Source organism: Rhizobium metallidurans, assembly GCF_014196505.1.
Classification (GTDB): domain Bacteria; phylum Pseudomonadota; class Alphaproteobacteria; order Rhizobiales; family Rhizobiaceae; genus Rhizobium; species Rhizobium metallidurans.
This window is the reverse complement of record NZ_JACIDW010000003.1, coordinates 75294-96627: the sequence shown is the minus strand read 5'-3', so window position 1 is coordinate 96627 and position 21334 is coordinate 75294. Positions and strand designations below refer to the sequence as shown.

The following is a 21334-nucleotide window of genomic DNA, read 5'->3' as shown; positions in this document are numbered from 1 at the left end:
GCGCGGAGCGCTTTTACCAACGCTCTAACTCTCAGTCAGCCATGCGTAAAATGCATACCTTGCCCTTTATCTGCGACAATCTGACCACAAAACGATCACATAATGTGCAACCAGAGTGCAAGTGCGCCCGTTTTACTCGTAAAGTCTGCGAACGGTCGCAATGCAATCGAGCTCCGTTAACTGCGCAAGCAATTGATTCAGCTGACGAAGATCCCAAACCTCGACGTCCAGCGCCATCTCGGTGAAGTCGGTGGCAACGCGAACCGTGTTCAAGACGCGGATGTTGACGTCGACATCGGCGACGGTGCGGGCAAGCTTGGCGAGCGTGCCGGGCTCGTTCAACGCGTTGACGAGGATGCGGGCCATGAAGCGCGACTTGTTGGCCTCGTCCAGATCCCAGCGCACATCGATCCAGCGATCGGGCTGTTCGTCGAAGCGCTGCAGCACGGGCGACTGGATCGGGTAGATCGTGATGCCCTTGGCGTTCTCGGTCGTGTTGGTGATACCGACGATGCGATCGCCGGGGACCGCACCAGTCGGCGCGAACTGCACGTCGATATTGCTCGATATGCCACGGATCGGCACGGACTCGGCGTCGCCGAGCGCGTCAAGGCCGCTCGCGGCGTGCTCGCCGGCCTTCCTCTTGTCCGGGATCTTGAAGATCATGCCGGTGGCGCTGCGGACGTTGAACCATCCATCGTCGCCCGAGGGCTTCGAGGTGATGCGTTCTTCCTGGTGATCGGGGTAGACGGCGCGCAGCACGTCGAGCGACGACATCTCGCCACGGCCGACGGAGGCAATCGCGTCCTCGACATCCTTCTGGCCGAGACGGTGCAGCGCGGGCTTCATCGCTTCGCGGGAGAAGACCTTGCCGGCGCGGTCGAAGGTGCGCTCGAGAATGCGGTGGCCGAGGCCGGCATATTGCTTGCGGATGGCCATGCGGGTGGCGCGGCGGATGGCGGCGCGCGCCTTACCCGTCACGACGATCTCTTCCCAGGCCGCCGGCGGCACCTGCACGCCGGAGCGGATGATCTCGACCTCGTCGCCATTCGCAAGGCGGGTGACGAGCGGCATGATGCGGCCGTTGATCTTGGCGCCAACCGTGGTGTCGCCGATGTTGGTGTGAACAGCGTAGGCGAAGTCGATCGGGGTCGCGCCGCGCGGCAGGGCGATCAGCTTGCCCTTTGGCGTGAAGCAGAAGACCTGGTCCTGGAACAGTTCAAGCTTGGTGTGCTCCAGAAACTCTTCCGGGCTGTCGCCCTCGGCCAGCGCCTCGATGGTGTGGCGAAGCCAGGAATAGGCGTTGGATTCGCGCGAGAGGATGTCGCCATCGCCATTCATCGCGCCGTCCTTGTAGAGCGTGTGGGCGGCGATACCGAACTCGGCGATCTCGTGCATGCGCTTGGTGCGGATCTGCAGCTCGATGCGCTGGCTCGACGGGCCGACGATGGTGGTGTGCAGCGAACGATAATCGTTCTGCTTCGGCGTCGAGATATAGTCCTTGAAGCGGCCGGGGACGACGCGCCAGCGGGTGTGGACGATGCCGAGGCCGCGATAACAGGAGGGAATGTCGTCGACGATGATGCGGAAGCCATAGACATCCGACAGCTGCTCGAAGGAGAGCGACTTCGACTGCATCTTGCGAAAGACGGAATAAGGCTTCTTCTGGCGACCCTTGACGTAGGCATTGGTCAGGCCGTTGGCGACGAGCAGGTCGCGCAGCTCGGTCTCGATCTTCTTGACCAGGCCTTCATTGCGTCGCGACAGCTCCTCGAGCCGCTTGGTGACGGTGTCGTAGGCCTCGGGGTTGATGTGGCGGAAGGACAGGTCCTCCAGCTCCTCACGCATATCCTGCATACCCATGCGGCCGGCGAGCGGCGCGTAGATATCCATCGTCTCCTCGGAAATGCGGGCGCGCTTTTCCGGCGACATGTGGTCGAGGGTGCGCATGTTGTGCAGGCGGTCGGCCAGCTTGACCAGGAGCACGCGCACGTCGTCGGAGATGGCGAGCAGCAGCTTGCGCAGGTTCTCGGCCTGCTTGGCCTTCTTGGTGACGAGATCGAGCTTCTTGATCTTGGTCAGGCCTTCGACCAGGCGGCCGATATCCTCGCCGAAGAGCTCATCGATCTCGGCGCGGGTCGCGGTGGTGTCCTCGATCGTGTCGTGGAGCAGGGCGACCGCGATGGTCGACTCGTCGAGATGCATGTCGGTCAGGATGGCGGCGACTTCGAGCGGGTGCGAGATATAAGGGTCGCCGCTTGCCCGCTTCTGTTGCCCATGCTTCTGCATGGCGTAGACATAGGCTTTGTTGAGCAGGGCTTCGTTGGCGTCGGGCTTGTATTTCTGAACCCGCTCCACGAGCTCGTACTGCCGCATCATGCCGAAACCACTCCATTACAAAAGAAAAGCGCGCCAATCACAGATTGGCGCACGTGATACTCAATCATATGCCGAAGCAATAATGGCGCAAGATTGACGATTAGTAATCGTCGCTCTTTTCCGGCGGCACGAGGCCTTCGATACCGGCCAGAAGCTCTTCTTCCGACATCTGGTCGAAGGTGATCGTCTCCGGAGCATCGTCCTGCTCTTCGCCATCGGCGGCAGCCGCGGTGGCGATGAGGCTTGCCGGATCGGGCTCGGGCTCGTCGACTTCGACATGCTTCTGCAGCGAATGGATCAGATCTTCCTTCAGGTCGTCGGGAGACAGCATCTCGTCGGCGATCTCGCGAAGGGCGACGACCGGGTTCTTGTCGTTGTCGCGATCGATGGTGATCGATGCGCCCTGGGAAATCAGCCGGGCACGGTGGCTGGCAAGCAGAACCAGCTCGAAGCGGTTCTCAACTTTGTCAATGCAATCTTCTACTGTGACACGGGCCATTGCCTGTCCTTTACGGTCGGGATCTCGGGATTAGCACGGCGATACAATTAAAAGCAGGCGAATTCAAGTTTTTAGTGAAGGGCCCGTTCGAGCCTGTGGGAACTTTCTAATTTTAGAGGTTTCCACTAAAAGTTGCTTGGAATATGTCGAATCCTGCCCTAAATCTGACTTATATGAATAGTTCATAAAGTAAGAATTGTTCTGATTTTTCGGGTAACCCATTGTTTTTCTGGGGTATCCGCAGCCGAATTTTAGATTACTCAAAGTGGATTGGTACGCGATGTTCGACCCGCGAGAAAAAATTGCACTCTTCATCGATGGCGCCAATCTCTATGCGGCGTCCAAGAGCCTGGGCTTTGACATCGACTACAGAAAACTCCTGAAAGCCTTCCAAAAGCGCGGCTATCTGCTGCGCGCCTACTATTACACCGCGCTGATCGAGGATCAGGAATATTCCTCGATCCGCCCGCTGATCGACTGGCTCGATTACAACGGCTACAAGGTGGTGACCAAGCCGGCCAAGGAGTTCACCGACTCCATGGGCCGCCGCAAGATCAAGGGCAACATGGATATCGAACTCGCGATCGATGCCATGGAGCAGTCGGAAACGGTCGATCACCTGGTGATCTTCTCCGGCGACGGCGACTTCACTACGCTGGTCGAGGCGCTGCAGCGCAGGGGCCGGAAGGTCTCGATCATCTCGACCATGGCGACACAGCCGCCGATGATCGCCGACGATCTGCGCCGCCAGGCCGATCACTTCATCGACCTCTTGTCCCTGAAGAGCGAAATCGGCCGCGACCCCTCGGAGCGCCCTGCCCGCCCGGTGGAGCCCGCGGCATCCAGCGACTTCGAGAGCTAGAGTTTTCGAAAGCTAGGAGTTACAACGCTCGAAAAGAAAACCGCGGCAGTTGCCGCGGTTTTGATTCAGGCTCCAATCAGCCGTTATCCTTGAGAAGCCGGCTCTTCTGCCGGTTCCAATCGCGCTCTTTTTCAGACTCGCGCTTGTCGTGCAGCTTCTTGCCCTTGGCGAGCGCCAGTTCCATCTTCGCGCGACCGCGATCGTTGAAATAGATCTTCAACGGGATGAGCGTCATGCCTTCGCGGTTGATGCCGGCACGCAGACGGTTGATCTCGCGGCCGGACAGCAAGAGCTTGCGGCGGCGGCGAGGCTCGTGGTTGAAGCGGTTGGCCTGCAGATATTCCGGAAGATAGGAATTGATCAGCCAGATCTCGCCGCCCTCGTCCGATGCGTAGGATTCGGCGATATTGGCCTTGCCTTCGCGCAACGACTTGACCTCGGTGCCCATCAGCACCAAGCCCGCCTCATAGGTATCGACGATCTCGTAGTTGTAGCGCGCCTTGCGGTTTTCGGCGACGATCTTCTTGACGACGCGCTGGCTGCCTTTGGGGGCCATGACAAATTCCAATTTCTCGGGGGCGCGATATCCGCGCCCGCACTTACGGCTTTATGTAGAGGCGCGGCCCATCTTTGTGAAGGCCGCGCGTTTCGTCAGTTCAGCAGGCTATCAGTTCAGAAGGCCGGCGTGGCGCAGCGCGGCGTCGAGCGCGGCTTCCGTGCCTGCCTCCAGCGAGGAGACGAGCGGCGAGCGGACCGTGCGGTTCATGCCACGGATCTTCGACAGGCCGTATTTGGCGCCGCAGAGGCCCGGCTCCAGGAAGATCGCCTTGTGCAACGGCATGAGGCGGTCCTGATATTCAAGCGCCTTGGCGAAATCGCCAGCCAGCGTCGCGGCCTGAAACTCCGCACAAAGGCGCGGGGCGACATTGGCCGTGACAGAAATGCAACCGACGCCGCCGTGGGCGTTGAAGCCGAGCGCGGTCGCGTCTTCGCCGGAGAGCTGGCGGAAATCCTTGCCGCAGGTGATGCGCTGCTCGGACACGCGCTCGATCTTGCCGGTGGCATCCTTGACGCCGACGATATTGCCATAGGCCTTGGCAAGCGCGCCCATGGTTTCCGGCGTCATGTCGATGACGGAGCGGCCCGGAATATTATAGATGTAGATCGGCAGCTTGATGGCTTCGGCGACCGCCGCGAAATGGGCATAGAGACCCTTCTGCGTCGGCTTGTTATAGTAGGGTGTGACGACCAGAACGGCATCGGCGCCGGCCTTTTCGGCATGCTGGGCAAGCTCGACGGCTTCGCGGGTGTTGTTGGAGCCGGCGCCAGCCATGACGGGAACCCGCTTGGCGGCAGCCTCGATACAGAGCTCGACGACGCGTTTGTGCTCGGCATGCGACAGGGTCGGGGATTCGCCGGTCGTTCCGACGGGAACGAGACCGCTGCTGCCTTCCTTGATCTGCCAGTCGGCATGGGCGGCGAAGGCCGCTTCATCGACAAGGCCGGAATCGGTGAAAGGCGTGACGAGTGCGGGAATAGACCCCTGGAACATTCAGAACTCCTTACGGCCGCAATCCATGCTTCGGCCGCATTCCTTTAATATGAGGAGGGCACCATAGTTCGGCAAAATGGGTCCGACAAGCGCGCAGAGCTTTGTTGCAACAAATTCCAATCGCAAATGTGAATGAATTTGAACGGCTTCGGTAAGGTTTCGTTAACCCACGTCCCAGCAAATGGATGGACGCGTTTCCATTGCGAGTGTCCCTGATGAAGAGAGCTGTTCTGATCCTATCCGTGCTCGGCCTGACGGCCGGCCCATGGAGCACGTTTGCCGCGCAGCTTCCCGGCGAAGACGTCCCCGTTCCAAACGTGAAGCCGTTGGGATATCTGCCGCAAACGTCTTCGCCAGCCTCGATCATCACGGGCTCCATTCCGCGCGCCCAGGCGGTTGCGCCCGTCAACAGCGACCTGAAGGCCGGGCTCGACGCGCTCTCCAACAGGAACCCGATGCAGGCGATTTCGATCCGCGATAGCATGCGCCAGGGTACGCTCGACCGCCACATTCTGACCTGGGCGATCGTGGTTTCCGGCCAGAAAGGCGTGCCATCGGTCGAGATCGCGACCGCCGCCAGAGAGCTGAGCGGCTGGCCGGGGCTTGCCAAGCTGCGCCCCTATTCGGAGCGCGCGCTCTACGATGAAAATCCGTCTCCCTCCGCCGTTCTCGCCGCCTTCGGCGAAACGGCTCCGGAAACGACATCCGGCGCGATGATCTTGTCGCGCGCGCTCGTGGCGACCGGCAAGCAGGCGCAGGCCGCGAAATACATGCGCAAGGTCTGGCGCGGCGAGACACTGGACAAGCCGATGGAGGACAAGATCCTCGCCGAATTCGCCGGCCTTCTCACCGTTGCCGATCACAAGGCGCGCATGGAATATCTGATGTACCGCAACCGTACCGCCCAGGCGAAGCGGTTCGGCGATCTCGGGCAGGCGCAGTCGCTCTTCAAGGCCTGGGAAGCCGTCACCAACAAGGCGCCGAACGCGGGCGCGCTTCTGGCTGGCGTCGACGGCAAGTGGAGCGGCGATCCCGGCTATCTCTTCGCGCGTATCGAATATCTGCGCAAGCAGGACAAGTATGTGGAGGCCGCCAAGCTTCTGCAGCAGATGCCGCGCGAGCGCGGCGAACTCGTCAATGCCGGCGAATGGTGGAACGAGCAGCGGATCATCAGCCGCGGGCTGGTGGACCAGGGCCAGTTCAAGCTCGCCTACAGCATCGTTTCGAAGTACGCGGCGGCGACGCCGACCGATATCGTCGAGGCCGAATTCCATTCGGGTTGGTACGCGTTGCGCGGCTTGAAGGATCCAGCGACGGCGCAAGCGCATTTCCGCAGGATTCTCGACGTGTCCAGCGGTCCGATTTCGGTCTCACGCGCCTGGTACTGGATGGGACGCTCGGCCGAAGCGGGTGGCGGCGGCAAGGCCGCCGAGTTCTACGCCAAGGCCGCGAACTATTCGACGACCTTCTACGGCCAGCTTGCCGGCGAGAAGCTGGGCCGCAAGGCCATCAATGTCAGCTACCCCTCGCCGAGTTCGGCCGACCGCGAGCGATACCAGCAGCGCGAGGCGGTGCAAGCCATCGCGCGGCTCGATGCGGCCGGCCACGGATGGCGCGCCAATGCGCTCTATCTTGCGCTTGGCGAACAGATGCAGAGCCCGGGCGAACTGGCGATCCTCGCCGCGCAGGCCGAGCGCACCGGCAACCATCAGCTCTCGCTGCAGATCGGCAAGAGCGCCTATGCGCGCGGCATCGACGTCGCGGCGCTTGCCTTTCCGATCGGCGTCATTCCGGGCACCGCCAACATCTCGGGCTCCGGCAAGGCGCTCGCCTATGCGATCGCCCGGCAGGAAAGCGCCTTCAACCCGGCCGCGATTTCGGCGGCCGACGCGCGCGGCCTGCTGCAGATCCTGCCGGGAACCGCCAAAGCCGTCGCGAAGCGCTTCAACATCGCCTACTCCCAGGACAAGCTCACCACGGACGCCGGATACAATGCAACGCTCGGCGCGCATTATCTCGGCGAGCAGATCGACGCGTTCGGCGGCTCCTACATCATGACCTTCATCGCCTACAATGCCGGACCGCGGCGTGTTCCCGAATGGATCGAGCGCTATGGCGATCCGCGCGGCAAGTCGATCGATGCCGTCGTCGACTGGATCGAGCGCATCCCCTTCCCCGAGACGCGCAACTATGTGCAGCGGGTGATGGAAAACTACCAGGTCTACAAGGCACGGCTTGGCCAACCCGCCAGCATCGAGCGCGACCTGATCGGCGGCCGCACCGCATCCTAGTCAATGTTTGCCGACCGGCCCGCCGGAGGCTAGTCTCTGCTCGTCAAGGCGAGGAGAGACGATGCACGATACGAACAACAAAGCCTTTCAGGACCGGACCTACATTTCTGGAGATGGCCTGACGCTGTATCTGCGTGACTATGATCCCGGTCCTGCTGTAACCGACGGCCGGTTGCCGGTGATCTGCCTCCCCGGCCTTACACGGAATTCACGCGATTTTCATGCGCTGGCACTGGTTCTCTCGTGCGATCCGCTTTCCGCGAGGCGGGTGATCGCGCTCGATTACCGTGGGCGCGGGCTTTCAGACCGGGACGGGAACAAGGCCAATTATAATCTCGCCGTGGAAGCCCAGGACGTTATCGACGCCTGCGCATTCTTGAACATCGACCGCGCCGCCTTCATCGGCACGTCGCGCGGCGGCCTCATCCTTCATCTGCTCGCCGTAATGAAGCCGGGCCTGATGGCAGCGGCCGTTCTCAACGATATCGGCCCGGTCATCGAGGCCGACGGCTTGATGAAGATTCGCGACGATCTCAACGGGGCACGGCTGCCGCGCGACATGCAAGAGGCGGTGACGTTGCTGAAACTGCGGCATGGCGCCGACTTCCCTGCCCTCTCAAATGACGACTGGGCGGAGATGGCGGCGGCGATCTATCGCGAGATCGATGGCCACCTCGTGCCCGATGCCGATCCCGCCATCGCCAGACAGTTGCTGTCGATCGATTTCACGAAACCGCTTAAGGACCTCTGGGCGCATTATGAGGATTTCGCGCCGCTGCCCTTGATGGTCGTTCGCGGCGAGAATTCGGCGCTGCTTTCAGAGAACACGCTGACAGCCATGGCCGACAGACATCCCGATCTCAAGATCGTCAGAGTTCCCGGCCAAGGCCACCCGCCCCTGCTGCATCTGGAGCCGGCCCTCTCGAACGTCAGAGAGTTTCTTTCGGCCGTCTGACGAGTACCGAGCCCGCTCTCAGGCGGCCTGCTCTCCTAGAGATTCTGCGTAGCGCCATGAATGCAAAAAGCCCGGTTCTTGCGAACCGGGCTTTCCTGATTAGACCGAAGTCAGATCAGATTAGAATGCACGCTGCAGGCGGAAGTAGCCGGTCGTGACGTCGTCGCCATTGTCTTCGTCCAGGTACTGAACCGAAGCCTTAGCGTAGAAGTTTTCTACGATCTGGTAGTCAACCGTCAGGCCAACTTTCCAAGCGTCGTTGTCAGAGAAATCGTCGCCAGCAAGGCCGTAGCTGCCGAAGTACTGAACACCGGGGGTGATCTTCAACTTGTCGGTTGCCTGGATGGCGTATTCAGCAGCAACGGTCCACTCGGATTCATCGTAGTAAGCGTTGGCACCGGAGGCCCAAGCAGCTGCCAGACCGAGCGTGCCCGGACCGATGGCAACAGTGCCCATGCCGCGGATCGCGCCTTCTTCGGTGTCGGTGTCGTAGCCGCCGATCAGCTGGTAGCTGAACGCGCCGGCCTTGCCGCCGAGGCCGAGAGCAACGCCAACGTTGTTGGCGGTTTCCGGAGCGTGGATCGAGTCTTCGAGTTCATCAACCGAAATGCCGGCGTAGAAGTCGCCGCTTTCGTACTGATAACGGATCGAGTTATGCAGCGTCTCATGGCTTGCGAGAACGTCGGTTTCGCCAGAGAGGCCATCGTCCCACCAGCTGTAGAACAGACCAGCGCGGAAGCCAGCGATGTCGATGTAAGCCGAGTCAAGGATCGTTGCCTGCTCGCTGGCGTTGTCAGCGTTAGCCTGAAGAACGATTACGCCGGTGAGCGGGCCGTACTCGGTGTCGCTCTTAGCCGTGAACTGAACCTGACCACGCGTGAAAGCGTCCCAATCAGACGAGCCGCTTTCGTTCGGACCAGCGTTAACCTGGAAACGAACGTAGCCTTCGATCTTCAGGCAGGTTTCCGTGCCCGGGATGTAGAAATAGCCGGTGCCGTATGCGTCGCAAACGCGAACGTATTCTACTGCTTCCGGTTCAGCTGCAACAATCGCGTCAGCAGCCTGAGCACCGGATACAACTGCGAGAGCAGCTGCGGAGCCGAGAAGTAGGCTCTTGATGTTCATATTGACCTCCAATTCAAAGTTTCGATCGGATCCGGGTTTTCGCCGTTTTGGCAGCGTTCCCTGCCCCGTCACCGTGTTTCAAGAAGTCGGACGATCAACCGCCCTCGCTTCCGAAGTTGAAAATACAAGACCCGGCCTGTCACGCAATCACCAACTTGTCCGATTGGGGCATTTGCAACAGCCTTCCGTATGCGCTGTTGCTGAAAGGTCACAAATACGACATGCGGCCATTCCGTTTCTTTATACTTCGTTAAGAAAGCCCTGGTTTTGCGGGGGTTTAGTGCTGCTCGGCCGCAGGGCGGAACACGGTTATGTGCCACATTGGAACCGTTTTCCGGCCAGATTCGGTGGGATAAGCCATAACTTTAGCAGGTGAATAAATAAGCCAGATGACAGATCGGCGAATGCAGCCGTGTGGAATCGCTTGGCGTGCGTCGAATGATTCTCAAAGCGATTCTGGCTCGCGCCGTCATCGTCGCGTCATGTCCACGACGACAAGGTCGAGCGCATGAAGACGCAATCGCGGCGTGCGCGTGGATAGAGATCACGAGAATATTTGATTGAGGGATTATTTGGTGTCCGGGTCGGACAACGGGATTGATGGCGGAGAAGATGGGATTCGAACCCACGATACCCTTCCGGGTATACTCCCTTAGCAGGGGAGCGCCTTCGACCACTCGGCCACCTCTCCGGTCGAGAGCCTGATAGAGTCATTCGCTGGGGGACGCAAGCGCTTTTCGGCTTTGTCCCTGAAGAAAAGCTGGCTTATTTCTAAGCCAGCAACTGCTTCAGATCGGAAGACGCATCGGCCAGGATCGACTTGTCGGGGTTTATGCCGAGTTCCAGCATCTTCTTGCCGCTGACATAGGCCTTGGCGTCGTTGATCGCATCGACGGCGATGAACCTGCCTGATTTGAAATACCAGACCGAATGCGCGCCTTCGCGCGCGCCGGGGCGCAGGAGCGTCTCGTCGTAGCCGAGATTGAAGCCGGCGATCTGCAGCTTCACGTCATATTGATCGGACCAGAACCAGGGCTTCGGCTCATAGGGCGTATTGCCGCCGGCGATGACGGCTGCGGCCGCGTCGGCCTGGTCGACCGCGTTCTGCACCGATTCGAGGCGGATGCGCCCTCCCTGCCAGGGAAGGGCCGCGCAGTCGCCGGCCGCGAAGATCGAGGGATCGGAGGTGCGCGCGAATTCATCGACGACGATGCCGTTCGCGACCTCGAGGCCCGATTCCTTGGCCAGCTGGTCGTTCGGCGTGACGCCGATGCCGACGATGGCGAAATCGATATCGATGATCGAGCCATCGGAAAGTTCGGCGCCGACGAGCTTGCCGTCGCGTCCGATCAGATGCTTGAGGCCGGTCTTTTCGCGAATCCGTACGTCATGCTCTTCGTGGATGACGCGCATGATATCAGCGGTCTCCTTGGCGGCGACGCGTTGCAGAATGCGGTCGGCCATCTCGATGACGGTGACTTCGAGGCCCAAATGGCGCGCGACGGCGGCGGCCTCGAGGCCGATATAGCCCCCACCTATAATAAGGACGCGGCGGCCGGGGCGCATCTCGGCGGCCAGCAGATCGGCATCGCGCTTGTCGCGGGCGACATAGACGCCCTCGAGATCGCCGCCGATCGCGGCCGGCAGGCCGCGCGGCGTAGACCCCGTCGTCAGCGCCAGCGTGCCGTAATCGATCATGGAGCCATCCTGGAGCACGACCTGCTTCTTGTCGCGCTTGATCTGCTCGACCCACGTGGACAGTCGAATCTCGACGTCGTTGTCGGTGAACCACTGTTCAGGACGAAACAGCAGGCGATCGAAGCTCATTTCGCCGAGCAGGTACTTCTTGGTGAGCGGCGGGCGCTGGTAGGGCAGCACGTCCTCGGCGCCCAGAATGGTGATGGGCCTCGTATCCTTGAGCGCGCGCAGCTTGGCCGCCATTGCAAAGCCTGCCTGACCCGCGCCGATAATCACCAATCTGTCCGTCACGATCTCACTCCCGCATTCACTATACCGAGCAAAGGCCTATCCCCTGCCCCTTACGTCGTCAACCGGAGTGGAGCGCCGTCAGGCGATCTCGATCCAGCGGCGCTGGTGAAACGACTCTGCCATGGCGTGAACAGACTTTTCTATCCTAAGACCGTCTTCGAATGTAACGATCACCGACGGCTCACCGGAAATCGCGCGAATGAGCTCGCGGCATTCGATGATCTTCAGATCGTTGAAGCCCAGGCCGTGGCCGGGGGCGGGAATGAAGCGGTCATAGGGATGATGGGCGGGTGCGGCGAGGATCTTGCGGAACCCCTGCTCGCTGCCGCGGCCATCGGCCTGATAGAGCTCGAATTCGTTCATCCGCTCCTGGTCGAAGGTGATCGCGCCTTTCGATCCGAATATCTGCAACGCAATTCGTCCCTTGCGACCCCAGGCGGCGCGGTTGGCCATCAACACGGCGGAGATGCCGCCGTCGAGCCGCATCAGCACGTGGGCCGCGTCGTGATTCTCGACCTTGCGTCTTCCACCCTCCTTCACGGGGCGATCGGCATAGGGCCGGGACATGTCGGTCACCACGGCATCGACGTGCCCGAAGAGGTACCAGAGCAATGACAGCGGGTGCACGGCGAAATCGTCGAGCGCGCCGTAGCCGGCCGACAATTCGCTCTTCCAGTAGAAGAGCGTATCCGGATCGGCCATGAAGTCCTCGTCCATCTCGACGCGGATGTGATTGACCTGGCCGATGGCGCCTTCGCCGATCAGCCTCTTGATGTGGCGAATGATCGGGTTCTGGATATAGTTGTAGCCGAGAACAGCCACCTTGCCGGCGCGCCTGGCGGCATCCAGCATGCGCTCGGCGTCCGCAAAGGCCGGCGCCATCGGCTTTTCACACCAGACATGCTTGCCCGCTTCAAGCGCCGCGATCGCCATCTCGGGATGAAACTGGTTCGGCGTGGTGACCGAGACGACATCGACATCGGGATCGGCGATCAGCCGGCGCCAATCGGCCGTCGCCTTTTCAAAGCCGAATTCCGAGGCCCGCGCATCGGCGAGATCCTTGTTCGCCTCGGCCAGATGCACGAGGCGCGGACGCTCGACATCGCCGAAGACGGTTTTGACCGCATTCCATGCAAGCGCATGGCACTTGCCCATATAGCCCGTGCCGATCAGGCCGACGCCCAGTGACTTCATGATCTCCCCTCCATTTCCCGGCATGATTTTGGAATGGTTGGACCATTTTGGCAAGACTAGCCGGCGAGCCAGAACGCACGCGAAATTCTCCAAATTACTGGAATAACTGCAAATTATGCGAATAAAAAACAAATATGCCGGGGGACGGAAATCATCTATGGTCGAAAAACTGGAATATACGTTTCATTTTCGGATCAGCTCATGGACAACGACCCCAAGGCCCCCTCTCGCGTTCCCAGGGATTTCGAGAGCCTGCGCAGCACGATCATCGAGCGCAAGGCGACCATGCCGAAGCGCCTGGCGCAGGTGGCGGCCTTCGCGCTCGCCAATCCCGACGAGATCGCCTTCGGCACGACGGCAAGCATCGCCTCTGCCTCCGAGGTTCAGCCATCGACGCTGGTAAGGCTTGCGCATCACCTGGGATATGAGGGATTTTCCGACCTGCAGAGCATTTTTCGCGAGCGGCTGCGCGACCGGACGTTGACCTACGAGGAGCGGCTGGTGACGCTGGAGCAATCCAGCGGCGAGGACGAGGACGCCAATCTGCTTTCGGGCTTCATTTCCGCCGCCGGTCAATCGATCAACCGGCTGGCGGCGACCGTTCAGTCGGACACCTTCAGCAAGGCGGTGGATATCCTGGCGGCGGCCGACACCATTTATCTTATCGCCAAGCGCCGCTCCTATCCGCTGACCGCGCATATGAGCTACGCCTTCTCGAAGCTCAATATCCGACACCAGATCGTCGCCTCCCCGAACGGGGTCGATCCCGAAACCGTCCAGTTCGCCACGCCGAAGGACGCGGCGATCGCCGCGAGTTTTTCGCCCTACGCCGCCGAGAGCCTCGGCCAGGCGGAGATGCTGAAGGAGCGCGGCGTGCCCGTCGTCGTCATCACCGATTCGGCTTTTTCGCCGCTCGCCACGAGTGCCGCCTGCTGGTTCGAAGTGGCGGAGGCCGACTTCGCCGGTTTCCGCTCGCTTTCCGCCTCGATGGCGCTGACCATGGCGCTGCCGGTCGCGATCGCCGAGCGGCGGCGAAAGCTGGGACAGCCAAAATCCAGAAAAGCAAAAATGGAATAAACATTCTGAATTGACATTCAAACGGAACCGATGTTTCATTGACCGATATCACCGGCGGACATTCACGCCGGATCGAAAATGATCGGGAGGACATGATGGCAGTAACTCAACCGGGCACGAATCCGGGGCCGTCGCTTGATGTGATCGCCATCGGCCGCTCGTCGGTCGATCTCTATGGCCAGCAGATCGGTTCCAAGCTCGAGAACATCGCCTCCTTCGCCAAGTCGGTCGGCGGATGCCCGGCCAATATCGCGATCGGCACCGCGCGCCTCGGCCTGAAATCAGGCCTGATCACCCGCGTCGGTGACGAGCAGATGGGACGGTTCATTCGCGAGCAATCGGCGCGCGAGGGGGTTGCGACCGACGGCATCGTCACCGACAAGGAGCGCCTGACGGCGCTGGTGCTTCTGGCGGTCGAGGCCGAAGGCGTGTCGCCGATGATCTTTTATCGCTCCGACTGCGCCGACATGGCGCTCGAAGAGGGTGATATCGACGAGGCCTATATAAAGTCCTCGCGCGCGGTGCTGGTTTCGGGCACGCATTTCTCGCGGACGAACACGGAAGCGGCGCAACGCAAGGCGATCCGTATCGCCAAGGCCAACGGCCGCAAGGTGATCTTCGACATCGATTATCGTCCGAACCTCTGGGGCCTTGCCGGCCATGCGGAAGGGTTCGAGCGCTATGTGAAGTCGGACCGCGTATCTTCGAAGATGAAGGAGACGCTGCCGGATTGCGACCTGATCATCGGCACGGAGGAGGAAATCCTGATCGCGTCTGGCGCCGACGACGTGCTCGGCGCGCTGAAGGAGATTCGCCGCCTGTCGCCCGCGACAATCGTCTTGAAGCGCGGTGCCATGGGCTGCATCGTCTATGACGGCCCGATCTCGGACGATCTCGAAGCCGGGATCGTCGGCGAAGGCTTCCCGATCGAGGTGTTCAACGTGCTTGGGGCCGGCGACGCCTTCATGTCCGGCTTCCTGCGCGGCTGGCTGAAGGGCGAGCCGCTGAAGACGTGCGCGACCTGGGCGAATGCCTGCGGCGCATTCGCGGTCTCCCGCCTGCTATGCTCGCCGGAATATCCGACCTGGACGGAACTCGATTTCTTCCTGAAGAACGGCAGCAAGCATCGGGCGCTGCGCAAGGACGAGGCGATCAACCACATCCACTGGGCCTCGAACCGCAAGGGCGACATCCCGCTCCTGATGGCGCTCGCCATCGATCATCGTTCGCAGCTGACGAGCGTGTGCGACGAGCTCGGCGTCGATTACAGGCAGATCGTCGCCTTCAAGCGGCTCGCGGTGGAGGCCGCCGCGCGCGTCGCCGATGGCCGCGGCGGCTATGGGATGCTGATCGACGAGCGCTTCGGGCGCGATGCCTTCTTCGACGCGGCGACCAAGAATTTTTCGTGGATCGGACGTCCCGTCGAGCTGCCGGGCTCGAAGCCGCTGCGCTTCGAATTCAGCCAGGATATCGGTTCGCAGTTGGTGGAATGGCCGCTCGATCACTGCATCAAGTGCCTCTGCTTCTACCATCCCGACGACCCGGCGGAGCTGAAGAGCGAACAGCAGGAAAAGCTGCGCGCGCTGTTCGAGGCCGCGCGCAAGGTCGGCCGCGAACTGCTGGTCGAGATCATCGCCAGCAAGAACGGGCCGCTCACCGACGACACCATCTCGACGGCGATGGAAGAACTTTATGCGCTCGGCATCAAGCCGGACTGGTGGAAGCTGGAACCGCAGGCATCGAGCGCGGCGTGGAAGAAGATCGACGCCATCATCGCCAGGAACGACCCATGGTGCCGCGGCATCGTGCTGCTCGGGCTGGAGGCGCCGGCCGACGAGCTGGTGAAGGGCTTCGAGGCGACGCTGGCAGCACCTTCGGTCAAGGGCTTTGCCGTCGGGCGGACGATCTTTTCGGATGCGGCGCGCTCCTGGCTGTCGGGCAAGATCGATGACGAGCAGGCGATATCGGACATGGCCGGACGCTTCCGCGAATTGACCGAAGCCTGGTTGAAAACGCGCGGGCTCGGTTCTTAATTACGAATAGACCCCTCCCCAACCCCTCCCCACAAGGGGGCGGGGCTTTAACTTGAGGCGCCGCTCTGCCACGAACGAACGTCCCAGCGGACGCAAGGTTGAGGCGAAGCGAAGCGGTTGCAACGGGTTAGCCCCTCCCCCTTGTGGGGAGGGGTTGGGGAGGGGAAAAGCGACAGAGTGAAGGTTCGGGAGGAGCCCGATGGGCAAGACTGTACGATTGACGATGGCGCAGGCCGTCACCCACTTTCTGAAGAATCAGATGACGGTCGTCGACGGAAAGACGGTGCCGATTTTCGGCGGCGTCTGGGCGATCTTCGGCCATGGCAACGTCGCGGGTATCGGCGAAGCGCTCTATCAGGTGCGCGACGAGCTGACGACCTATCGAGCGCACAATGAACAGGGCATGGCGCATGCGGCGATCGCATACGCCAAGGGGAGCTTCCGCCAGCGCTTCATGGCTTGCACGACATCGATCGGCCCCGGCGCGCTCAATATGGTGACCGCTGCCGGCGTCGCGCATGTCAACCGCATCCCCGTGCTCTTCCTGCCGGGCGACGTCTTCGCCAACCGCGCGCCGGACCCGGTGCTGCAGCAGATCGAGGACTTCGGCGACGGCACGGTGTCGGCCAACGACGCCTTCCGCCCGGTGTCGCGCTATTTCGACCGCATCACACGGCCGGAACAGATCATCTCGGCGCTGAAGCGCGCCATGCAGGTGCTGACCGATCCTTATGATTGTGGTCCGGTGACGCTGTCGCTTTGCCAGGATGTTCAGGCCGAAGCCTTCGATTATCCGGAAAGCTTCTTCGAGGAGCGCGTCTGGACCACGCGACGCCCTCGCCCTGACGTGGACGAACTGGCGAGCGCCATCGCGCTCATCAAGAAATCCGAAAAGCCTGTCATCATCGCCGGCGGCGGCGTTCTCTACTCGCAGGCCACGAAGGAGCTCACTGACTTCGCGGATGCGCATGGCATTCCCGTTGTCGTTACACAGGCCGGCAAGTCGGCGATCGACGAGCGGCACCCGCTGGCGCTCGGTTCGGTCGGGGTCACCGGCACGTCGGCGGCCAATGCGATCGCCGAGGAAGCCGATCTGTTGATTGCCGTCGGTACGCGCTGCCAGGACTTCACCACCGGTTCGTGGGCGCTTTTCAAGAATGAAAAGCTCTCCATCCTTGGCCTCAACATCGCCGCCTACGACGCCGCCAAGCATGACGGGCGTGCCTTGGTGGCGGATGCGCGCGAGGGGCTGAAGGCGATTTCCGAGGGTCTTTCCGGCTGGAAGGCTCCGGCGGCACTGGCCGCGAAGGCCGAGAAAGAGAAGAAGATCTGGATGGATGCCGCCGCCAAGGCGATGGCGGCGACCAATGCGGCGCTCCCATCCGACGCCCAGGTGATCGGCGCGGTCACACGCACGATCGGCGGCGAGAACGCCATCGCGCTTTGCGCGGCGGGCGGTCTGCCCGGCGAGTTGCACAAACTGTGGCCGGCCACGGCACCGGGCAGCTACCACATGGAATACGGCTTTTCGTGCATGGGCTACGAGATCGCCGGCGGCCTCGGCGCTAAGATGGCGCACCCCGAAAAGGACGTCATCGTCATGGTCGGCGACGGCTCCTACATGATGCTGAATTCCGAGCTCGCGACCTCGGTGATGCTGGGCCTGAAGCTCAACATCGTGCTCTTGGATAACCGCGGCTATGGCTGCATCAACCGGCTGCAGATGGGCACCGGCGGCGCCAACTTCAACAATCTCTTGAAGGACGCCTATCACGAGGTCATGCCCGAGATCGACTTCCGCGCGCATGCGGAAAGCATGGGGGCGATCGCCGTCAAGGTCTCTTCGATCGCCGAGCTGGAGCAGGCGATTATCGATTCGAGGAAGAACGACCGGACCTCGGTGTTCGTGATCGATACCGATCCGCTGATCACGACCGAGGCCGGCGGGCACTGGTGGGATGTCGCGGTGCCGGAGGTGAGTTCGCGCGAGGAGGTCAACAAGGCGCGCGCCAATTACGTGAGGGCGCGAGAAGCGCAGCGGATTGGGTGACGCTTAACAGACGTTAGAGTGCGGAGCCCCCTCATCCGGCTGCCGCCACCTTCTCCCCGTTGGGGAGAAGAGACTCGTGGTGGGGCGCTCGCTTCATCTTCCCTTCTCCCCAGCAGGGAGAAGGTGCCCGTAGGGTTCAGGTGCAACAAGTTGCACCTGGGATGAGGGGGCCGCGCTCGCTGATTTTAGAGAATGACGAGGAGAAACAACGATGAAAGCCAAACTTGGCATGTCGCCCATCGCATGGTGGAACGACGATCTTCCCGAACTCAGCGACGACGTATCGCTGGAGGAATGCCTGCGCCAGTCGCGCGGCGCGGGCTTTACCGGCATGGAACAGGGGCGCCGGTTCCCCAACAATCCGCGGGAGATGCTGCCGATCCTGAAGGCCGCCGACGTGACGCTCTGCGGCGGCTGGTTCTCGGGCACCCTCATCGACGAGGAGCTTGCTGCCAACAAGGATCGCATCCATCCGATGATCGAGCTCTTCAAGGCCGTCGATGCGCCGTGCATCGTCTATGGCGAGGTCGGCCGCTCGATCCAGGGCGACCGCTCCAAGCCGCTCGCCACCAAGCCGAAACTCTCCGACGACGAGATGAAGGCCTATGCCCGCCGCGTCACGCAGTTCGGCGAATGGTGCGCCGAACAGGGCATGCCGCTCTCCTACCACCATCATATGGCGGCCGTGGTCGAGACCGAGCCGGAACTCGACGCCTTCATGCGCAACTCGGGTGAAGGCATTCCGCTGCTGCTCGACGCCGGCCACCTCGCCTTTGCCGGCGGCGACGTGCTGCGCGCCATCGACAACCACCACGCCCGCATCAACCATGTCCACGTCAAGGACATCCGCAAGTCGGTGGTCGACGGCCTCGACCGCGGCAGGCAGTCCTTCCTCGACGCCGTGGCGCTCGGCGCCTTCACGGTGCCGGGCGACGGATCGCTCGATTTCGGGGCGATAGTTCAGCGGTTCGCCGATTACGGCTATGAGGGCTGGTTCGTCGTCGAGGCCGAACAGGACCCACGCAAGGCGCCGCCGCAGAAAATGGCGGAGATCGGTCACGCCGAACTGATGCGGGTGATGACGGCTGCCGGATATACGGTGGAGACGGAAGGGTTTCCTAGGGGGGCTTGAGGCTCAACATCGCAACGCTGGAGCGAGTGGTCCCCTCATCCGGCTGCCGCCACCTTCTCCCCGCTGGGGAGAAGAGACCCGGAGCGGGCCGCTCGCGCCAACCTCCCCTTCTCCCCACGGGGAGAAGGGGGTCCGAAGGGTCGGATGAGGGGGCCGCACCCACAAAGATATCGAGGAGAAACAAATGCCAAACCTCAAAGTCAAACCATCACGCACGCATGGCCGCGTCACCCATGTCACGCCGGAGAGCGCCGGCTGGACCTATGTCGGCTTCGACATGCACAGGCTGAAACCCGGCGAGACGGTGTCGGGAGAGACGGGCGAGCGCGAGGTGTGCTTGGTCTGGGTGAGCGGCAAGGGCAAGGCCAGCGCCGGCACCAGGGATTTCGGCACGCTCGGCGAGCGGATGAGCCCGTTCGATGGGCCGCCGCATGCGCTTTACATCCCGATGGAATCGGCCTGGTCGGTGACGGCCGAGACCGATCTGGAGCTGGCGGTCTGCTCGGCGCCGGGTGGCGGTGCCTATGACGCGAAGGCGATCCCGCCGGGCACGCATCCGCCGCTGACGCGCGGCAAGGGCACCAATGTACGACATGTCAACAACATCATGCCTGAGGATGACGCGTCGGCCTATTCTCTGCTCGTCGTCGAGGTGATCACGCCGGGCGGGCATACCTCCTCCTATCCGCCGCACAAGCACGATCAGGACAACCTGCCGAACGAGAGCTTCCTCGAGGAGACCTACTATCACCGCCTGAACCCGCCGCAGGGCTTCGGCTTCCAGCGCGTCTATACCGACGACCGGTCGCTCGACGAGGCGATGGTGCTTGAGGATGGCGACGTGACGCTGGTGCCGAAGGGGTATCACCCCTGCGCTGCCACGCACGGTTACGATCTCTACTATCTCAACGTGATGGCCGGTCCCAAGCGCGTGTGGAAATTCCACAATGCGGCGGAGCATGAATGGCTGCTCAAGGCGTGAGACCGGAAGACATGACGATTGAAAGCCGCGCCACGACAGCGCGGCTTTTGCTTCAATTGCCCGACATCAAATGTCGAGCACGAGCTGCGGCAGGCCGTTCGAGGTCTTGCGTGGCGAAACGCCGTTTTCGTCGACCTGCGCGTTGACCCTCTGGCGAAAGGCCGAGAAGCTCTCGAAGGTAACGACATCGACGGGCTCGTCGAAATGCAGCGTCAGCTTGTGCAGCCCGCCGGATTGTTCTCCCATCGCCAGGATCTTGCCGGTGAACGGCTGGTTGAGATAGCGACCGCTGACCCGCGCGCCGACGGTGAGTGCCGCAAGCGGCGCGGCATTGGGTCTGCTTGCCAGCGCCGACAGCGTATTCCAGTCGCGGACGCCGTGCTGGCTGGCGATCAGTTCGAGAGCGGCGCTGTGCGAGATCTGCTTGCCGGTTGATTCCATGGCGCCACGTAATCGCTTGGCCTGGGCTTTCAGATCGTCGATCGAAGGATAGTTCATGGTTCAGCCTTTCAAAAAGGCATGCTGTTCGAAGCAGTTGGGAGCTCGCATTGCCACCAGTCAGCATGCGCAAAGGGCTGTGACCGTTCATTGCAGGAGATCTTCACCATGGATTTTCATCCGCGAGCGGCGGGCGTCTCGTACCGGTTTTTGGTATGCGGCAGGCAAGTTCGTCTGTCAACATGAGTAATTTTCCAGCAAAACGACCGGACATTGCCTAAAAATGGGACTTATCCGCTCCGTAACCCGCATAAGCTTCTAGTTTTAAAGATCTTTTTCAGAACTATTGAGCACACTTGCCCTAGATTGAAACCAGACAACCAGCGGAGGCGACAGTGGCCTTTCAGATGCACCTCGATACGACACATCCCGAGCCCGACCAGGCTTACCGCGAATTCGCGCTTGACCGTCCTGGCAAGGTCATTTTCGTCGGCCATCACCTCAGCACCGCGACGCAACTGCGCTGCCTGATCCGCAGCATCACGCTCGCCGGCGCGACGATCGAGGTGAATTCGTCGATCGAAATGCCGAACAATTTCTTCCTGGAGATCCTCGGCATCCAGGATGAAATCGGTTCGACCCTGGTGAAGCGCGAGGGGGATCTCGCCACGATCAGCTTCAACATGCTGATCAATCCGGAGTTCCTGCATCACGTCTTGCGCCTGAGCTTCGAAAACTAGGGCCGACACAGACGCGGAGAAAGAGCGGGCTCGCGC

At 61.5% G+C, this 21334-nt stretch carries 17 protein-coding genes and 1 tRNA gene; 9 read left to right on the top strand and 9 right to left on the bottom strand.

Annotated features, from left to right (window positions below; all coding sequences use genetic code 11):
• Nucleotides 1-132: 132 nt before the first annotated feature.
• On the bottom strand, nucleotides 133-2379 hold the full coding sequence (locus tag GGQ67_RS07095; protein ID WP_183899494.1) for a RelA/SpoT family protein: 2247 nt from the start codon (nucleotides 2377-2379) through the stop codon (nucleotides 133-135).
• Nucleotides 2380-2479: 100 nt separating this feature from the next.
• A complete protein-coding gene (gene rpoZ / locus GGQ67_RS07090; protein WP_183899493.1) occupies nucleotides 2480-2878 on the bottom strand; it encodes a DNA-directed RNA polymerase subunit omega in 399 nt (132 codons plus the stop codon).
• 280 nt (nucleotides 2879-3158) lie between these two features.
• On the opposite strand from rpoZ, the gene GGQ67_RS07085 reads away from it, so the two are divergent.
• Nucleotides 3159-3740 (top strand): LabA-like NYN domain-containing protein, encoded by a 582-nt coding sequence (locus GGQ67_RS07085; protein ID WP_112430657.1) that lies wholly within the window; start codon nucleotides 3159-3161, stop codon nucleotides 3738-3740.
• 76 nt (nucleotides 3741-3816) lie between these two features.
• On the opposite strand, the gene smpB is transcribed toward GGQ67_RS07085, so the two are convergent.
• Nucleotides 3817-4296, bottom strand: a complete 480-nt coding sequence (smpB, locus tag GGQ67_RS07080; protein ID WP_018898818.1) for an SsrA-binding protein SmpB — start codon at nucleotides 4294-4296, stop codon at nucleotides 3817-3819.
• Nucleotides 4297-4407: 111 nt separating this feature from the next.
• Complete coding sequence (gene dapA, locus GGQ67_RS07075; RefSeq protein WP_183899492.1) at nucleotides 4408-5292, bottom strand: 4-hydroxy-tetrahydrodipicolinate synthase; 885 nt, start codon at nucleotides 5290-5292, stop codon at nucleotides 4408-4410.
• Between the two features lie 215 nt (nucleotides 5293-5507).
• Between dapA and GGQ67_RS07070 the strand changes: the two genes are divergently transcribed.
• Nucleotides 5508-7583 carry a lytic transglycosylase domain-containing protein gene (locus GGQ67_RS07070; RefSeq protein ID WP_183899491.1) on the top strand — a complete coding sequence of 692 codons (2076 nt, stop codon included), beginning with the start codon at nucleotides 5508-5510 and terminating at the stop codon, nucleotides 7581-7583.
• A gap of 61 nt (nucleotides 7584-7644) precedes the next feature.
• Nucleotides 7645-8538, top strand: a complete 894-nt coding sequence (locus tag GGQ67_RS07065; RefSeq protein ID WP_183899490.1) for an alpha/beta fold hydrolase — start codon at nucleotides 7645-7647, stop codon at nucleotides 8536-8538.
• Nucleotides 8539-8658: 120 nt separating this feature from the next.
• On the opposite strand, the gene GGQ67_RS07060 is transcribed toward GGQ67_RS07065, so the two are convergent.
• The 4 genes from GGQ67_RS07060 to GGQ67_RS07045 all read right to left on the bottom strand — a co-directional run bounded on the left by GGQ67_RS07060 (nucleotide 8659) and on the right by GGQ67_RS07045 (nucleotide 12846).
• Nucleotides 8659-9663 (bottom strand): porin, encoded by a 1005-nt coding sequence (locus tag GGQ67_RS07060; RefSeq protein WP_183899489.1) that lies wholly within the window; start codon nucleotides 9661-9663, stop codon nucleotides 8659-8661.
• A gap of 601 nt (nucleotides 9664-10264) precedes the next feature.
• A tRNA-Ser gene (locus GGQ67_RS07055) sits at nucleotides 10265-10354 on the bottom strand.
• An 80-nt stretch (nucleotides 10355-10434) separates the two neighbouring features.
• On the bottom strand, nucleotides 10435-11652 hold the full coding sequence (locus tag GGQ67_RS07050; protein ID WP_183899488.1) for an FAD-dependent oxidoreductase: 1218 nt from the start codon (nucleotides 11650-11652) through the stop codon (nucleotides 10435-10437).
• A 78-nt stretch (nucleotides 11653-11730) separates the two neighbouring features.
• Nucleotides 11731-12846, bottom strand: coding sequence for a Gfo/Idh/MocA family protein (locus tag GGQ67_RS07045; protein ID WP_183899487.1), 1116 nt, complete (start codon nucleotides 12844-12846; stop codon nucleotides 11731-11733).
• Nucleotides 12847-13047: 201 nt separating this feature from the next.
• On the opposite strand from GGQ67_RS07045, the gene GGQ67_RS07040 reads away from it, so the two are divergent.
• The 5 genes from GGQ67_RS07040 (at nucleotide 13048) to iolB (ending at nucleotide 20120) form a co-directional block, all read left to right on the top strand.
• Nucleotides 13048-13923, top strand: a complete 876-nt coding sequence (locus GGQ67_RS07040; protein WP_183899486.1) for a MurR/RpiR family transcriptional regulator — start codon at nucleotides 13048-13050, stop codon at nucleotides 13921-13923.
• A gap of 95 nt (nucleotides 13924-14018) precedes the next feature.
• The gene (locus GGQ67_RS07035; RefSeq protein ID WP_183899485.1) at nucleotides 14019-15956 is read left to right on the top strand and encodes a bifunctional 5-dehydro-2-deoxygluconokinase/5-dehydro-2-deoxyphosphogluconate aldolase; all 1938 of its coding nucleotides are present in this window, start codon (nucleotides 14019-14021) and stop codon (nucleotides 15954-15956) included.
• A gap of 199 nt (nucleotides 15957-16155) precedes the next feature.
• On the top strand, nucleotides 16156-18006 hold the full coding sequence (iolD, locus tag GGQ67_RS07030; protein WP_183899484.1) for a 3D-(3,5/4)-trihydroxycyclohexane-1,2-dione acylhydrolase (decyclizing): 1851 nt from the start codon (nucleotides 16156-16158) through the stop codon (nucleotides 18004-18006).
• Nucleotides 18007-18217: 211 nt separating this feature from the next.
• Nucleotides 18218-19138, top strand: coding sequence for a myo-inosose-2 dehydratase (iolE, locus tag GGQ67_RS07025; RefSeq protein WP_183899483.1), 921 nt, complete (start codon nucleotides 18218-18220; stop codon nucleotides 19136-19138).
• Between the two features lie 184 nt (nucleotides 19139-19322).
• Entirely contained in the window at nucleotides 19323-20120 is a 798-nt protein-coding gene (iolB, locus tag GGQ67_RS07020; protein WP_183899482.1) for a 5-deoxy-glucuronate isomerase, read from the top strand.
• Nucleotides 20121-20186: 66 nt separating this feature from the next.
• On the opposite strand, the gene GGQ67_RS07015 is transcribed toward iolB, so the two are convergent.
• Nucleotides 20187-20618, bottom strand: a complete 432-nt coding sequence (locus GGQ67_RS07015; protein WP_183899481.1) for a glyoxalase superfamily protein — start codon at nucleotides 20616-20618, stop codon at nucleotides 20187-20189.
• Between the two features lie 347 nt (nucleotides 20619-20965).
• Between GGQ67_RS07015 and GGQ67_RS07010 the strand changes: the two genes are divergently transcribed.
• The gene (locus GGQ67_RS07010; RefSeq protein ID WP_183899881.1) at nucleotides 20966-21298 is read left to right on the top strand and encodes a hypothetical protein; all 333 of its coding nucleotides are present in this window, start codon (nucleotides 20966-20968) and stop codon (nucleotides 21296-21298) included.
• Nucleotides 21299-21334: the final 36 nt, after the last annotated feature.

Excerpts from the sequence above, each read along its gene's own strand:
- iolB (WP_183899482.1), top strand. The coding sequence starts at position 19,323 with ATGCCAAACCTCAAAGTCAAACCATCACGCACGCATGGCCGCGTCACC.
- GGQ67_RS07085 (WP_112430657.1), top strand. The coding sequence starts at position 3,159 with ATGTTCGACCCGCGAGAAAAAATTGCACTCTTCATCGATGGCGCCAAT.
- GGQ67_RS07035 (WP_183899485.1), top strand. The coding sequence starts at position 14,019 with ATGGCAGTAACTCAACCGGGCACGAATCCGGGGCCGTCGCTTGATGTG.
- GGQ67_RS07015 (WP_183899481.1), bottom strand. The coding sequence starts at position 20,618 with ATGAACTATCCTTCGATCGACGATCTGAAAGCCCAGGCCAAGCGATTA.
- GGQ67_RS07045 (WP_183899487.1), bottom strand. The coding sequence starts at position 12,846 with ATGAAGTCACTGGGCGTCGGCCTGATCGGCACGGGCTATATGGGCAAG.
- GGQ67_RS07010 (WP_183899881.1), top strand. The coding sequence starts at position 20,966 with ATGCACCTCGATACGACACATCCCGAGCCCGACCAGGCTTACCGCGAA.
- dapA (WP_183899492.1), bottom strand. The coding sequence starts at position 5,292 with ATGTTCCAGGGGTCTATTCCCGCACTCGTCACGCCTTTCACCGATTCC.
- iolE (WP_183899483.1), top strand. The coding sequence starts at position 18,218 with ATGAAAGCCAAACTTGGCATGTCGCCCATCGCATGGTGGAACGACGAT.
- GGQ67_RS07040 (WP_183899486.1), top strand. The coding sequence starts at position 13,048 with ATGGACAACGACCCCAAGGCCCCCTCTCGCGTTCCCAGGGATTTCGAG.
- GGQ67_RS07060 (WP_183899489.1), bottom strand. The coding sequence starts at position 9,663 with ATGAACATCAAGAGCCTACTTCTCGGCTCCGCAGCTGCTCTCGCAGTT.
- GGQ67_RS07070 (WP_183899491.1), top strand. The coding sequence starts at position 5,508 with ATGAAGAGAGCTGTTCTGATCCTATCCGTGCTCGGCCTGACGGCCGGC.
- GGQ67_RS07095 (WP_183899494.1), bottom strand. The coding sequence starts at position 2,379 with ATGATGCGGCAGTACGAGCTCGTGGAGCGGGTTCAGAAATACAAGCCC.
- iolD (WP_183899484.1), top strand. The coding sequence starts at position 16,156 with ATGGGCAAGACTGTACGATTGACGATGGCGCAGGCCGTCACCCACTTT.
- rpoZ (WP_183899493.1), bottom strand. The coding sequence starts at position 2,878 with ATGGCCCGTGTCACAGTAGAAGATTGCATTGACAAAGTTGAGAACCGC.
- GGQ67_RS07065 (WP_183899490.1), top strand. The coding sequence starts at position 7,645 with ATGCACGATACGAACAACAAAGCCTTTCAGGACCGGACCTACATTTCT.
- smpB (WP_018898818.1), bottom strand. The coding sequence starts at position 4,296 with ATGGCCCCCAAAGGCAGCCAGCGCGTCGTCAAGAAGATCGTCGCCGAA.